General features: G+C 61.7%; 14 protein-coding genes and 1 tRNA gene. 8 read left to right on the top strand and 7 right to left on the bottom strand.

The window, feature by feature from the left end:
* Positions 1–107: 107 nt before the first annotated feature.
* The 8 genes from PY649_RS20205 (at position 108) to PY649_RS20240 (ending at position 7,500) form a co-directional block, all read left to right on the top strand.
* Positions 108–1,286 carry a phosphoserine transaminase gene (locus tag PY649_RS20205; RefSeq protein WP_285870422.1) on the top strand — a complete coding sequence of 393 codons (1,179 nt, stop codon included), beginning with the start codon at positions 108–110 and terminating at the stop codon, positions 1,284–1,286.
* 147 nt (positions 1,287–1,433) lie between these two features.
* Complete coding sequence (gene serA, locus PY649_RS20210) at positions 1,434–3,029, top strand: phosphoglycerate dehydrogenase (protein ID WP_285870423.1); 1,596 nt, start codon at positions 1,434–1,436, stop codon at positions 3,027–3,029.
* Positions 3,030–3,205: 176 nt separating this feature from the next.
* Positions 3,206–3,862 (top strand): lysophospholipid acyltransferase family protein, encoded by a 657-nt coding sequence (locus PY649_RS20215; RefSeq protein WP_285870424.1) that lies wholly within the window; start codon positions 3,206–3,208, stop codon positions 3,860–3,862.
* Positions 3,859–4,809, top strand: coding sequence for a phosphatidate cytidylyltransferase (locus PY649_RS20220; protein WP_285870425.1), 951 nt, complete (start codon positions 3,859–3,861; stop codon positions 4,807–4,809). The genes PY649_RS20215 and PY649_RS20220 overlap by 4 nt, the downstream gene beginning before the upstream one ends.
* The gene (locus PY649_RS20225; protein WP_285870426.1) at positions 4,806–5,192 is read left to right on the top strand and encodes a hypothetical protein; all 387 of its coding nucleotides are present in this window, start codon (positions 4,806–4,808) and stop codon (positions 5,190–5,192) included. Before PY649_RS20220 ends, PY649_RS20225 begins: the two co-directional genes overlap by 4 nt.
* A gap of 4 nt (positions 5,193–5,196) precedes the next feature.
* A complete protein-coding gene (locus PY649_RS20230) occupies positions 5,197–5,859 on the top strand; it encodes a CDP-alcohol phosphatidyltransferase family protein (RefSeq protein WP_285870427.1) in 663 nt (220 codons plus the stop codon).
* A 201-nt stretch (positions 5,860–6,060) separates the two neighbouring features.
* Positions 6,061–7,260 carry a tRNA 2-thiouridine(34) synthase MnmA gene (gene mnmA, locus PY649_RS20235; RefSeq protein ID WP_285870428.1) on the top strand — a complete coding sequence of 400 codons (1,200 nt, stop codon included), beginning with the start codon at positions 6,061–6,063 and terminating at the stop codon, positions 7,258–7,260.
* 163 nt (positions 7,261–7,423) lie between these two features.
* A tRNA-Met gene (locus tag PY649_RS20240) sits at positions 7,424–7,500 on the top strand.
* A 133-nt stretch (positions 7,501–7,633) separates the two neighbouring features.
* Here the strand turns inward: PY649_RS20240 and PY649_RS20245 are convergent.
* From PY649_RS20245 to PY649_RS20275, 7 genes are all read right to left on the bottom strand, one after another.
* Positions 7,634–7,945, bottom strand: a complete 312-nt coding sequence (locus PY649_RS20245; RefSeq protein ID WP_285870429.1) for a hypothetical protein — start codon at positions 7,943–7,945, stop codon at positions 7,634–7,636.
* Positions 7,942–8,751: a DNA adenine methylase gene (locus PY649_RS20250; protein WP_285870431.1), complete on the bottom strand. Its 810-nt coding sequence runs from the start codon at positions 8,749–8,751 to the stop codon at positions 7,942–7,944. Before PY649_RS20250 ends, PY649_RS20245 begins: the two co-directional genes overlap by 4 nt.
* Before the next feature lie 162 nt (positions 8,752–8,913).
* The gene (locus PY649_RS20255; RefSeq protein WP_285870432.1) at positions 8,914–9,471 is read right to left on the bottom strand and encodes a DUF4376 domain-containing protein; all 558 of its coding nucleotides are present in this window, start codon (positions 9,469–9,471) and stop codon (positions 8,914–8,916) included.
* Between the two features lie 9 nt (positions 9,472–9,480).
* Complete coding sequence (locus PY649_RS20260) at positions 9,481–11,349, bottom strand: glycine-rich domain-containing protein (protein ID WP_285870433.1); 1,869 nt, start codon at positions 11,347–11,349, stop codon at positions 9,481–9,483.
* Between the two features lies 1 nt (position 11,350).
* The gene (locus PY649_RS20265; protein ID WP_285870434.1) at positions 11,351–11,947 is read right to left on the bottom strand and encodes a YmfQ family protein; all 597 of its coding nucleotides are present in this window, start codon (positions 11,945–11,947) and stop codon (positions 11,351–11,353) included.
* Complete coding sequence (locus tag PY649_RS20270; protein ID WP_285870435.1) at positions 11,947–13,089, bottom strand: baseplate J/gp47 family protein; 1,143 nt, start codon at positions 13,087–13,089, stop codon at positions 11,947–11,949. The genes PY649_RS20265 and PY649_RS20270 overlap by 1 nt, the downstream gene beginning before the upstream one ends.
* On the bottom strand, positions 13,089–13,559 hold the full coding sequence (locus PY649_RS20275) for a phage GP46 family protein (protein WP_285870436.1): 471 nt from the start codon (positions 13,557–13,559) through the stop codon (positions 13,089–13,091). The genes PY649_RS20270 and PY649_RS20275 overlap by 1 nt, the downstream gene beginning before the upstream one ends.
* Positions 13,560–13,593: the final 34 nt, after the last annotated feature.

A 13,593-nucleotide genomic window follows, 5' to 3' on the forward strand; every position in this document is an offset into this window, starting at 1 on the left:
TTCCATCCGCTGCATTTTACCTATTGCGCCAACTGGCGGCTTCCAATATATCCGGCGGCGGGACACTCCTCCCCAACGAGGAGCTTTCTATCTGAGAGGATAGCATCATGACTAAGCTCGCTAAGCCGGACATCCGTCCGAATAATACCCATTTTTCTTCTGGCCCCTGCTCGAAGCGCCCCGGTTGGACGCTCGATGCTCTTTCCGACGCGGCTCTTGGCCGTTCGCACCGTGCGAAAGTCGGCAAGGCCAAGCTGAAGCAGGCCATCGATCTCACCCGCGAAGTTCTTGAAGTGCCGGCGGACTACCGCATCGGCATCGTTCCGGCTTCCGACACCGGCGCCGTCGAAATGGCGCTCTGGTCGCTGCTCGGTGAGCGCGGCGTCGACATGCTCGCTTGGGAAAGCTTCGGTGCCGGCTGGGTTACCGACGTCGTCAAGCAGCTGAAGCTCAAGGACGTCCGCAAGCTTGAGGCCGGTTACGGCGAGCTGCCCGATCTTTCCGCTATCGATTTCGACCGCGATGTGGTCTTCACCTGGAACGGCACGACCTCCGGCGTCCGGGTTCCGAACGCCGATTTCATTCCGGCTGATCGCAAGGGCCTGACGATCTGCGATGCCACCTCGGCCGCGTTCGCGCAGAACCTCGATTTTGCCAAGCTCGATGTCGTCACCTTCTCCTGGCAGAAGGTCCTGGGCGGCGAAGGCGCACATGGTATCATCGTCCTGTCGCCGCGCGCCGTCGAGCGCCTGACCACCTACCAGCCGGCCTGGCCGCTGCCGAAAATTTTCCGCATGACCAGCGGCGGCAAGCTGATCGAAGGCATCTTCACCGGCGAGACCATCAACACGCCGTCGATGCTCTGCGTCGAAGACTACATCGATGCGCTGCTCTGGGCGAAGGAACTCGGCGGCCTGAAGGCGCTGATCGGCCGCGCCGATGCCAACGCCAGGGTCATCCACGACTTCGTTGCGGCCAATGACTGGATCGCCAATCTCGCCGTCAAGGCCGAGACTGAATCCAACACCTCCGTCTGCCTGAAGATCGTCGACAACGATGTCGTCGCTCTCGATGCCGATGGCCAGGCGAATTTTGCCAAGGGCGTGGTTGCACTGCTCGAAAAAGAAGGCGTCGCCTATGACGTCGGCCATTATCGCGACGCGCCTTCGGGCCTGCGCATCTGGGCGGGTGCGACGATCGAAGCCGCCGACATGCAGAAGCTGATGCCCTGGCTCTCCTGGGCTTTCGAAACGCAGAAGGCGACGCTCTCCCAGGCTGCAGCCTGAGATCATAGCGTCCCCCGGCTCCGCCAAGAAGGCGGAGCCCAGCATTCGCGAATTTCTCTTTATATTCACGCAATTCCGGACGGAAAACCGCTTCACACTTTTCCTGGAATTGCTCGTCACCGCTGACCCTTTTCTCAGGAGGCCTCAATGGCACCTCGCGTTCTCGTATCCGACGAACTGTCGGAAACCGCCGTCCAAATCTTTCGCGATCGCGGCGTCGAAGTCGATTTCCAGCCGCAGCTCGGCAAGGACAAAGACAAACTGCTCGAAATCATCGGCAATTATGACGGCCTCGCCATCCGCTCCGCCACCAAGGTGACGGAAAAGATCATCGAAGCGGCGAAGAATCTGAAGGTCGTAGGCCGTGCCGGCATCGGCGTCGACAACGTCGATATCCCGGCCGCTTCGCGCCGCGGCATCATCGTCATGAACACGCCGTTCGGCAATTCGATCACAACAGCCGAACACTCCATCGCGCTGATGTTCGCCGTTGCCCGCCAGCTTCCGTCCGCCGACGCCTCGACCCAGGCCGGCAAGTGGGAAAAGTCGAAGTTCATGGGTGTCGAAATCACCGGCAAGACGCTCGGCGTCATCGGCGCCGGCAATATCGGCTCCATCGTCATTGCCCGCGCCATCGGCCTGAAGATGCATGTCGTTGCCTATGACCCGTTCCTCTCCAAGGAACGCGCCGAGGAGATGGGCGTGGTCAAGGTCGAGCTCGACGAACTTTTCGCCCGCGCCGATTTCATCACGCTGCACGTGCCGCTGACGGACAAGACCCGCAATATCATTGACGCCGACGCGCTTGCCAAAACCAAGCCGGGCGTGCGCATCATCAACTGCGCCCGCGGCGGTCTGGTAGATGAGGCAGCGCTTGCCGCCGCCATCAAGTCCGGCCATGTCGCCGGCGCAGCCTTCGACGTGTTCGAAGTCGAGCCTGCCAAGGAAAGCCCGCTGTTCGGCTTGCCGAACGTCGTCTGCACGCCGCATCTCGGCGCTTCGACCACGGAAGCGCAGGAGAATGTCGCCCTGCAGGTGGCCGAGCAGATGTCGGACTATCTCGTCAAGGGCGCGGTTTCCAACGCGATCAACATGCCCTCGATTACCGCCGAGGAAGCGCCGATCCTGAAGCCGTTCATCAAGCTCGCCGACGTTCTCGGCGCCTTCGTCGGCCAGGTAACGGAAGATCCGATCAAGGAAATCGAGATCCTCTACGACGGCGTTACCGCGGGGATGAACACCAAGGCGCTGACGAGCGCGCTGTTGGCCGGCCTCATCCGCAACCAGGTTGCCGACGTCAACATGGTTTCGGCGCCCATCATGATCAAGGAAAAGGGCATCGTGCTCGCAGAAGTCAAGCGCGACAAGACCGGCGTCTATGACGGCTACATCAAGCTGACGGTCACCACCGACAGCATGACGCGCTCGATCGCCGGCACCGTCTTCTCCGATGGCAAGCCCCGCTTCATTCAGATCAAGGGCATCAATCTCGACGCCGATGTCGGCAGCCACATGGTCTATATCGCCAATACCGACGTTCCCGGCATGATCGGCTTCATCGGCACGACGTTGGGTGCCGCCAATGTCAACATCGCCAACTTCCAGCTCGGCCGCGACAAGCAGGGCGGCGATGCCATCGCGCTGCTTTACGTCGACGGCCCGATCAACGACGAGGTTCTGGCCAAACTGACCGCCAACCAGGCGATCCGCCAGGCAAAGCCGCTGGTGTTCAACGTCGACTAGACTTGCTCCTCCCAAGAGCGACAGGTGAGCCCGGTGCAGGAAACTGCGCCGGCTCTGCTGTTGGAATGCACCTCCTAACGGGCTGTGGATAAGTCCGCCTATCGGGCTATCGGCTCCCCTTCAAACATGCCTATCTCTTTGTCATGGGGGCCTCACAAGAAAATGGTGGGCGAATGATGAGCAAGCCGGTAGCGGCTTGGCTTGCGAAACCGGCTGCGGCGGCGATCGTGCTGTTTGCTCGTGCCGTCACCGCCGTGAGAGCGATCTGGGCGGAGATCGGCGTACCGTCCGGACAGTGCGTCTATTTCGCCAATCACTCCAGCAATGGCGATTTCATCCTCATCTGGGCGGTGCTTCCGCCGCGGCTCAGATATCGAACACGTCCGGTCGCGGCCGCCGACTATTGGCTGAAGTCGAAGCTGAAGGGCTTCATCGGCCGCGACGTATTCAATGCTGTGCTCATCGAACGGGTTCGCGAGGCACGGACGAAAGACCCGGTCGAACAGATGGCCGCCGCTCTCGATGCGGGCTCCTCGCTGATCCTGTTTCCCGAGGGCACGCGGAACCTGACGGAAGCGCCTTTGCAGCCGTTCAAGAGCGGGCTGTTTCATCTGGCGAAGATGCGCCCCGATATCGATCTCGTTCCCGTCTGGATCAACAATCTCAACCGTGTGATGCCGAAGGGCGAGATCGTGCCCATTCCGCTGATCTGCACGGTGACGTTCGGCGATCCACTGCATATCGGCGCAGACGAAGAGAAGGCGGATTTTCTGGCGCGGGCGCAAGCGGCGCTGTTGGCCCTCTCTCCCAAACCAATGGGGAGTGGCGAATGAGCGCAGCAAGCTCTGATCTCATCCAGCTTATCCTAGGTATCCTCGGTGTTCTGATCGTCGCTTCCGTCATCGGCCAGGTGCTGCAGCAACGCCTGTCGCCGGATGGGTCCAACGCGGCGATCGAAAACCTCAATGCCCGCATCAAGGCCTGGTGGGTGATGGTGATCCTGATCGGCATCGCCTTTCTGGCGGGCCGCGCCGGCGTCATCCTGCTTTTCGCCTTTTGCTCCTTTGCGGCGTTGCGCGAGTTCGTCACGCTCATCAACACCAGGCGCGCCGACCATTGGGCACTTGCCGCCGCGTTCTTCGTGGCGCTGCCGGTCCAATATTATCTGCTCTGGGCCGAGCAATACGGCATCTTTTCCATCTTCATCCCCGTCTACGCCTTTTTGTTCATGCCGATTATTGCGGTCCTGCGCGGCGATACCGAGCGCTTCCTGATCCGTATTGCCGAGGTGCAATGGGCGCTGATGATTTGCGTCTTCTGCGCCTCGCATGTGCCCGCACTGCTAACCCTCCACATACCCGGCTATGAGGGGCGCAACGTCCTTTTGATCGCTTTTCTCGTCATCGTCGTGCAGCTCAGCGATGTCCTGCAATATGTCTGGGGCAAGCTATTTGGCCGCCACAAGATCGCACCAAAGCTGTCACCGTCCAAAACGGTCGAAGGTTTCATCGGTGGCGTTGCCAGCGCGACATTGATCGGGGCGGCGCTCTGGTGGATCACGCCGTTCACACCGCTGCAGGCGGGCCTTCTTGCCTTCGTGATTACACTGATGGGCTTCTTCGGCGGGCTGGTGATGTCGGCGATCAAACGTGATCGTGGGGTCAAGGACTGGGGACATCTGATCGAAGGTCATGGCGGGCTGATCGACCGGCTGGATTCCGTCGTTTTCTCCGCGCCGATTTTCTTTCACCTCGTGCGCTACTGGTGGTCGCTGTCATGACGTCGCTGGGGAGGGCGCTTGCCGGCAGCAGCGTCGTGCACGTGCTTTTCGCTTTCCTGGCCATGGGCGGCTGGGCCGTCTTTGCCAACCGCTTGCACCCAATGCCGCAGCCGGTGATTTCCGGTCTTGTTCAGGGCATTCTGTCGGCTTGCCTGACGCTGTTTCTCAAGTCGGTTGTCGAAGGCCTGTCGAAACGCTTCAGCGGCTTCACGGCGCTCTGGGCACCGCCGTTGATCGCCTGTGTCGGCTCAACCGGGATATTGGTGACGATCCATGCGCTCAGCGGCACCCCGGAGATATTGAAGACCATCGCAGTGCCGCTGTTGGTCTCGACCAGCTATGCGGCGATCTACAACTATTCGATTTCCGGCGGGAGACGTTAGGTTCATGGCGAGCGAGGGTATGGGTGACAGGCGGCCATTGGCGAGCCGCAACACGCGCTGGGCGCGGGCACTGGCGCGGCGCATGACGAGCCTGTCGGTGACGCCGAACCAGATATCGCAGGCGAGCATGGTCATGGCGGCGCTGGCCGGCGGTTCTTTCTGGGTGTCAGGCTGGCTGGCGGGGCAGGGCGACGGCGGGCTGCGCGCCCTATTCCTGGTCCTCGCGGCACTCTTCTGCCAACTTCGCCTGCTGTGCAATCTGCTTGACGGCATGGTGGCCGTCGAGGGCGGCAAGGGCGAAGCGGATGGACCGTTCTGGAATGAATTCCCGGATCGCGTTGCCGATATCCTGATCTTCGCCGGCGTCGGCTACGGCATCGCCGCGCCCGGCCTTGGCTGGGCTGCGGCCGCCTTCGCCGTTCTCACCGCCTATGTCCGCGAGCTAGGCCGTGCCACCGGCAATCCCAGCGATTTCGGCGGGCCGATGGCCAAGCAGCACCGTATGGCAACAATGACGACCGCCGCGCTGCTGTCGGTCATCGAAGTGCTGTGGAGTGGCAGCTCCTGGCTGCTGACCATCGCACTCTGGATCGTTGCGGTCGGCGCGGCGGTGACGGCTCTTCGCCGCGGCCTCCACCTTATTCAGCGGCTAAAGGCCAGGGGTTGATCGGCTGTTTCATTCGTCGTCGCAATATCGGTGATTCGCCGCCCCTTGCGCCGGGCAGCAATCCTTTCTATATCCGTGATCCATCAAGGCCGGGTGGCCAACTGGCCGCGTGCCCGCATATGATAAAAATCCGCCGCTTTTGTATGGCAACCGGTGGACAGAATACAGCACCGAAGATCGACTGAGATTGGCGGCAAGACCGTGAACACACTGGATTTTGACAAGAGGCCGGAAGATACGCGCGTTGTCGTCGCCATGTCTGGCGGCGTCGATAGTTCCGTCGTTGCCGGTATTCTGAGGCGTCAGGGCTATGATGTGCTTGGGATCACGCTGCAGCTTTACGATCACGGCGCAGCAGTGCACCGCGCCGGGTCGTGCTGCGCTGGCCAGGATATCGATGATGCCCGCCGCGTCTGCGAGACGCTTGGCATTCCGCATTACGTCCTCGACTACGAAAAGCGGTTCCGCGAGACGGTGATCAATCCTTTCGCCGAAAGCTATGTTGCCGGCGAGACGCCGATCCCCTGCGTTGCCTGCAACCAAACGGTCAAGTTCGCCGATCTCTTGGCGACCGCCAAGGAGCTCGGCGCCGATGCGCTGGCGACCGGCCACTATATCCGCTCGCGCCCGAACCCGTCCGCCGAGCATCCTAGCCGCCGTGCGCTCTATCGCCCGGCCGATGCCGATCGCGACCAGAGCTATTTCCTCTTTGCGACCACGCAGGAGCAGATCGACTATCTGCGCTTTCCGCTCGGCGGCATGCCGAAATCGGAGACGCGTGCGCTTGCCGAGGAAATGGGCCTCGTCGTTGCCAAGAAGGCCGACAGCCAGGACATTTGTTTCGTGCCGCAGGGCAAATATTCCGACGTGATCGCCAAGCTGAAGCCGAATGCGGCGCTTGCCGGCGAGATCGTCCATCTCGACGGCCGCGTGCTCGGCCAACACGAAGGCATCTTGCACTATACGATCGGCCAACGCCGCGGCATCGGTATAGCGACCGGCGAGCCGCTCTACGTCGTCTATCTCGACGCCCGTTCGCGTCGTGTCATCGTCGGCCCGAAGGAGGCGCTGGAAACGCACCGCGTCTATCTCCGCGACGTCAACTGGCTGGGTGACGAGCCGCTGGCGAAGGCAGCTTCGGGCGAGGGTTTTGCGTGCTACGCCAAGGTCCGCTCGACCCGCGCGCCGGCCCCTGCCGTGCTGTATGCGGACGCGACCGGCATCTATGTCGATCTGACGATCGGCGAGGCAGGTGTTGCTCCTGGCCAGGCCTGCGCGCTCTATTCCGCCCCCGGCGACGACGCCCGCGTTTACGGCGGCGGCTTCATCGAACGCTCCGAACGCGAGCCGATGGCGGAAGCCTCGCTGAAGGCATTGCTGGCCAGCCCGGTCGCCGCCTGACGACGTCTGGTGCCGGATAGTGGAAAGCACTGATTTTTCCAAATCATCCGCTTGACACCAAGCCGAACCGCACCTTATAAGCCGCTCAACCGACGAGCCGACGCTCCTCGAGCGGCGGTATCGTTTGGCGTCACGTATAATTCAAGAGATTATGCGCTGAAATGGCGGAGTAGCTCAGTAGGTCAGAGCAGAGGAATCATAATCCTTGTGTCGGGGGTTCAAATCCCTCCTCCGCTACCAAAATCTTCAACGAAATTAGTTGGTTCGACTAACTCATTCGTTGCGGCTTGATCGCCGCTGTAGCCGGACGCGCCTTTTGCGATTTTTGACACGGCTTTTGCGACAAAGCGAAAATCGCAACTCGAACGGATTGTCACTTCTGCAGCAGCCCCGTGGCCTGACCTGTACTGCGCGATAGGGTACACTCCGCCGGAGAAGGAGTGCTTCCCTTGATGATGATCTGGGTGTGGATCATGGCAAGCGCCTCCGGATCGTTGAGCCGGTTCGTGGCCGCGTACCGTTCAAGCGCTGACTGGTCGATCTGATATCCGCAGGGCTGAGCATAGGCGATAACTTGTGCCAAGCCACGAATTCGTTCCTGCGTATCTCTGTCGACTTCGGCCGACGAGACGGTAGCTGTGAAGGTTACGATCGCAAGGCCCAGCAAGGCGCCCGTCAGTCTCATGTCTTCCCCCTGATGATCAGCTCTCTCGCCTTCGTAGCGCGTCGCCTGTTCACCGTATAGGCCAATTCGACGGCGTCGATTAGACAGTCCGCGAAGAGCGACCGGATTTCCGGCCGATCGTTGATCGACAGGATGAAGCTCCCTTTGAGCCGCAAGAGGCGTTCGGCCATTGCCGCAAACTGCTCGCGGCCAAAGAGAGCCTTGCCGTAATCATCCTCCGAGCCCCAATAGGGCGGGTCGAGGTAGAAGAGTGAGCCCGGCCGGTCGTAGCGATCAACGAACGCCATCCAGTCCAGGTTCTCTATAACGACGCCGGCCAGGCGCTCATGCACGTCTTCCAGAAGAGGCGCCAGGCGCGTCAGGTTGAAGCGTGCCGCGCCGGCGCGCTGGACGCCGAAATTCTGCCCTTCGACCTTCCCGCCAAATGCAAGCTTCTGGAGATAGATGAACCGCGCAGCGCGTTCCAGGTCGGTCAGGGTGGTCGGGTCGCAGGCCTTCAGGCGTTCGAACTCGCGCCGGCTGGTGATCTGGAATTTGAGCGTGTCCATGAACTGCGGATAGTGACGTTGCAGGATGCGGAAGAGGTTCACGACTTCGCCGTTTCGATCGTTGATGACCTCCGTCCGAGGGGCCTTCCTGCGGCGGAAAAACACGCCGCCCATCCCGACGAAAGGCTCGGCATAAAGGGTGTGTGGCCGCGCGGCGATCAGTTGCACGAGGCGGGGAGCGAGAGCGCGCTTTCCGCCGATCCATGCGGCCGGCGGCTGAGTATTGGGAACGTCTCTAAAATCTTCTTCAAAGCCCATTTGAAACCGTTTTGAGAATCAGTCACGAAGAGCCCGCCCTGCAGGGTACGGGTGTGACAGTTATCTCTTTCATGCTGTCGGACGGGGCTGGTCGCCAAACTAAGACCCGTCGCCGTGGCGTCGCTATATGCGCCACGGCCGCCCGTTGTAGCGGGCAGATATTCACCAGGCGATCTTGGACACATCCTCGGTAGAGATCGATGCCATCACTTGAGCGCTTAGAGATGCAAGCTTGTTTTGGCATGCGACGATCCAAGCCTTACCGTCAGACCCAGCCTGCTGGATTTGCGAAGCATCATGCGGACGAAACGCCCATTCCCCGGCTTCGTCTTCACACCAGAATGGCGTGGACCAACCAGCGGCGAGGTCGGGCAAGAGGCTCGCGGTGACGCTGCCCATCATGTTGATCTGGTCGGTGATGCCACTCGGATATGTATGTTCCGACCCAAGAGCAGAGGACTTGTAGCCGCCAATGATCGCAGCGGCGCAAGCTGCTGTGAGAGCGGCGATCCGCCCGGCCTTAATGTCGTCAAGCGCGATGACTGGCAGCGGCGGTGCCTTGAAGGCCGCACCATTGCGAACCCAACCCTCTTGAACATCATCACTGATGGGCTCGAAGGTTTTGGCGATATCCTCGTGGAAAGCATCTGATGGCGTGATGTCTGCCGGGAGATCAACAATCTCCACGACCACATTTTCAGGCACACGACCGTAACGCATATTCACCTCTCAATATCGGATGATGACCTGGCCGGCCGCGCCGGCAGCACCGACGATGGCAGAGCCTTGATAGCCTGCTCCAGATCCACCCGATCCTGGCCCAAAACCCGAAACCGCAGAACCACTCACATAGGCGGGGATGATTGACTGATTGAAGGATGGGGCGCCATTTCCGCCGATCGCATAGCTGGCGTTCCCGGCGAGATAGGCGCCGTTATAGCCGCCACCGCCGGCGCGCCTGAATTGGCCTCCGGAACCGCCAGATCCGGGAGACCCACCGCCAGCGGTGTTGTTGCCACCACCGCCTCCGCCGATGGCTGTGGCCAGTGCACCAAGAGACGTTGTTCCACCAGTGCCGCCGACACCTGTTGTCGATGCCGCCCCAGCTGCACCGCCAGCGCCAACAGTAACGGGAATAACCTGGCCCGGCGTTACGTCAAACCAGCCCGAGAAATACTCCCCGCCACCGCCGCCGCCGCCAGTGCCGCCGGAAGATCCAACGCCGCCGCCGCCACCACCGCCGGCCCAGCCTTCGGCCTCGATCTTGTAGACGCCGGCGGGGACGGTGAAGTTAGTCGTTCCCGCAGCTGAAAATATTTGAATGTTGCGCGGTGGTGCCTGGAGAGCCGTGAAGTTCAAATACCGCCAGTTGGTTCCGTCCCATTCGAAGGATGCGACGAGGCCGGGAACGAGCGCATTCAACGGTATTGCCGATCCGTCATTGCCGACAATCGTCGCAGCGCCCAAGCCATTAACGTTCAAGGTCGGCGTCGTGCTCGTATTGGCGGACGCAATCTTGACGTCAACTACCATGCCTACAGTGAGCGCTGCCGGTGCCGGCGTAAGGGCAGCCGTAATGGCATTGGCCGTTCCGGCCGCCACAGCATAGTTCCAAGACCCCGATTGCACTGCCGGCGCCATGCGTCCGACCGAAGCGGGCCTTGTCAGGTCAGTGCCGGCGGTGGCCTCTGCGGCGCTCGCAAGCTCGACGACACCGCGCGATGTTTCGGTAGCTTGCGACACGTTCGACACAACGAAGTTGGTGCCGTTATAGATCATCGTGACGATGCCGTTGACATCGAAGTCGCCGGCCGCGATCGCGCTGCCATCCGAATTGACGATCGATTTTGCCCCAAGTCCGTTGACGTTCAGTGTCGCTGGTCCTGTGCTCGCAGCCGTAATCTTGAGATTGATCGCAAGACCAGCGGCCAGGGCGGTCGGAGCCGGGACCAAAGTCGCGACAAGAGCAGTAGCCGTGCCGGTCGCCGCAATATAGTTCCAAGATCCCGACTGTACCGCCGGAGCCATGCGTCCGACCGAAGCGGGCTTGTTCGTGTTCGAGCCGGCCGTGGTTTCTGCGGCGGTGGCTAGTTGGACGACACCCCGTGAGAACTCCGAAGCCGTGAATACGTTCAGAACCACAAAGGATGTGCCGACGCATATCAACGTTACGCTGGCCTTGAGATCGTTTGCAGTGACCGGGGCGCCATCTGCGCTCAAGATTGGTAAGGCGCCGAGACCATTGAGATTTAGGGTTGCCGCTCCGGTATTTGGCGTGGCGAACCACATGCTTACCAGGAGGCCCCACTTGTATGCGCTTGGCGCAGGTGTCAGGGCTGCCGTATAGGCGTTGACCGTCCCACCCGCATTTGCGGTGTTCATCGCCCCGCTCTGAATGGCCCTTGCCAATTGCCCAAGATCGGCGCCGCTGGCCGCAAACCCAGCCGACTCGATCACCTTTAAAATCTCTTCCTGGACGCCGTTTAAGAAAGCGGCGGTGACCTCAGTGCCGGGTAGGCCGGCGGCGAGGTCGAGATCGCGGAAGCCGTGTTTGCCGCCGCCGATATCGACCCAATCCGCCCCATTGATACGTTCCATGTCAGGCAGCTCCGTAAGAGAAAACGACTTGTGAGTGCGCGGGCTTCAGCCGTCGCAGCTCGCATTCGATGTTGGAAATCTGGAAGGTGCCGAGGCGCTCGCCGGCGCCGCTGGTGCCTGTGCGGAAGGTAATGACGGTCGTCAGGCCGGGGATGTTGACGCGCCAATCGAATTGGCAGCCGAAGGGCTGAAGCCGCTGACCGCAGCGCAGGCCTCCGGCGACCGATGGCCAGAACTCGTCAATGGTGATCGCAACGCCGAGCTTGGCCGCGACCGCGATGAAATAGGGAATGGATTGGCCGCCCAAGGAGGTCCAGCGCTGATGCGCAAGCAGCTGGCGCTGCTCGATCGTCGTGGCATCGATGTCGCGACCGCAGGGGTCCGGTCCAAGTACTCGCTCGAAGTCGGCAAGGAAGTTGACGGCCGATCGCGGATCGACCTCGACCATCATGGCTTCGGCCGACTGTTCTACCTCGGCGATACGTTCGGCGCCCCCTGACAGAACCGCGTCCAGCACGCCGCCGCGAAGGCCGAGTGCCCAGCCCACTGGGAGCTTGGCGATGATACTGCTGAGGATCGCTGCCACTGTGCGCGCCATCAGATCGCCGCCTCCCATGTGACAGTGCCGGCAGTTGGATATTCGGTCTGGCCGAGCGTGAAGGGAGCACCCGGAGAGAGCATGTCGTGGGCATATTCGCCATTGGCGGCCGAGATCGCTTCGGAGATCCTCGACGGCTCGATGCGGGCGCCGATCGGGCTGGGGTTTTGATCGTCGTCGGCATCGCCGATCGTTGCGACGAAGCGCGTCCAGGCGTCCTGGACGGCGGCACGGGTCACGGCGGTATCCGGACGAAGACGGATGTCGAGGGTGAGCGGCCGCAGAACGCCGGCGACCGGAACGACGAAAGCGGTGACCGGCTTGACGCCGGTTTGACTGCCCGACGTGCCGAGGTAGGCGCCGATCGCGGTCAGCTCATCCGCAGTCGGCGAACGTGGCGAACCGTCATCGTCCTTCATGACGACGACAACACCGACCGATCCGCGGCCGACCCAATCGGTGACGATGGCGACGGCCGAGGTGGAAAAGTTGTCTTTGACCCACGTCTGATAGTCGAACGAAGCGCCGCCATGTGGCGGCTGACGGATGCGCGCCAGAACAGCCGTTTGCAGCTCGGCGGGCGTTTCTTCCTCGGTGCCGCCGACGAAGGCGGACGATACGGTGATCGTGGAAATGTCCGGATTTGGCTCGACGGTCGCGAGCTGGACGCCTGCTTCGAGATTGCCGGCGCTGCCAGCAGTGATAGCGGTCGCCGGAACGTCGACCGTGCCACCGGCGCCGATCGTCGCCGTCGCGGTCGTTTGAACCACGATGGCATCCGAAGTCGCCATCTGAAGGCCAGCCGGCAAGGGATAGTTCACCGTGCCGGCGATCGTCACCCGACCGAGCGAAGAGGTCGGTCCTCGCTGCTCTACCCCCCAGATACTGGCGTGGCGAAGGACAAACTCATCTTCAGAAGTGTCGGGGAAGTATTGCAGGCCCCACCAGGCGATGTGATCGTGGGCCTCGCGAAGCTCCAGCGAGAAGGCGCGGCCGATTTGGGCGAAGGCGCCCTTGACCGACCGCACGGCGCGAGAGACCGCGAGCGGGTTGAGGGCCTGATTGTACTTAATGAGCGCGGCCTCGATCGTGCCGGCGATGTTGGACGCGATGGTCTTTGCGGTCGGGATCGGCCAGGGCATTAGCCGCCCACCCGATACGTGAGTGTCACAGATGCATCCTGAACTTCGGCGGTGTACTTCAGGATGGCGGTCGCGCCAGTCTGAAGCCAGACGACATTAATCTCGGCCGCCTCGCCGGTCTCGTCGAGCGCCCAAGCGAGGCATTGCGCCAGCCAATATTCGCAGAGCTGCCGGGTCTGTTCGGTCTGCTTGGCGCGCGAAAGCAGCCACATAAGGCTGCCGGTCAGGTCGCCGAATGGATCGAGCGCATCGCCGGCGCAGCCACGCCGCTCGGAATAGCTGGCGGGGGCAAGGAACTGAGAGCGGCCGTCAGGAAGCGGATCGTCAGGACCGGCGCGGTGGTCGAGGCCGATCGAGAGCATCATCGGAGTAATGGGCGTGGTGTCGATCGCCAGATTGCAGTCGGCATCCAGCGCGAGGTCGCACCGGCGCGTGGTCTGGTCGAAGGACAAGGCGAGATCGTAAAACATGGGCGGGAGGCTATCGCGCGCGCGCGAAGCCAAT

Origin of the sequence: Rhizobium mayense (assembly GCF_030272705.1) — a bacterium.
Classification (GTDB): Bacteria; Pseudomonadota; Alphaproteobacteria; order Rhizobiales; family Rhizobiaceae; genus Rhizobium; species Rhizobium mayense.

Coding starts and splice junctions, on each gene's coding strand:
- PY649_RS20205 (WP_285870422.1), top strand. CDS start 108: ATGACTAAGCTCGCTAAGCCGGACATCCGTCCGAATAATACCCATTTT.
- serA (WP_285870423.1), top strand. CDS start 1,434: ATGGCACCTCGCGTTCTCGTATCCGACGAACTGTCGGAAACCGCCGTC.
- PY649_RS20215 (WP_285870424.1), top strand. CDS start 3,206: ATGAGCAAGCCGGTAGCGGCTTGGCTTGCGAAACCGGCTGCGGCGGCG.
- PY649_RS20220 (WP_285870425.1), top strand. CDS start 3,859: ATGAGCGCAGCAAGCTCTGATCTCATCCAGCTTATCCTAGGTATCCTC.
- PY649_RS20225 (WP_285870426.1), top strand. CDS start 4,806: ATGACGTCGCTGGGGAGGGCGCTTGCCGGCAGCAGCGTCGTGCACGTG.
- PY649_RS20230 (WP_285870427.1), top strand. CDS start 5,197: ATGGCGAGCGAGGGTATGGGTGACAGGCGGCCATTGGCGAGCCGCAAC.
- PY649_RS20245 (WP_285870429.1), bottom strand. CDS start 7,945: ATGAGACTGACGGGCGCCTTGCTGGGCCTTGCGATCGTAACCTTCACA.
- PY649_RS20250 (WP_285870431.1), bottom strand. CDS start 8,751: ATGGGCTTTGAAGAAGATTTTAGAGACGTTCCCAATACTCAGCCGCCG.
- PY649_RS20255 (WP_285870432.1), bottom strand. CDS start 9,471: ATGCGTTACGGTCGTGTGCCTGAAAATGTGGTCGTGGAGATTGTTGAT.
- PY649_RS20260 (WP_285870433.1), bottom strand. CDS start 11,349: ATGGAACGTATCAATGGGGCGGATTGGGTCGATATCGGCGGCGGCAAA.
- PY649_RS20265 (WP_285870434.1), bottom strand. CDS start 11,947: ATGGCGCGCACAGTGGCAGCGATCCTCAGCAGTATCATCGCCAAGCTC.
- PY649_RS20270 (WP_285870435.1), bottom strand. CDS start 13,089: ATGCCCTGGCCGATCCCGACCGCAAAGACCATCGCGTCCAACATCGCC.
- PY649_RS20275 (WP_285870436.1), bottom strand. CDS start 13,559: ATGTTTTACGATCTCGCCTTGTCCTTCGACCAGACCACGCGCCGGTGC.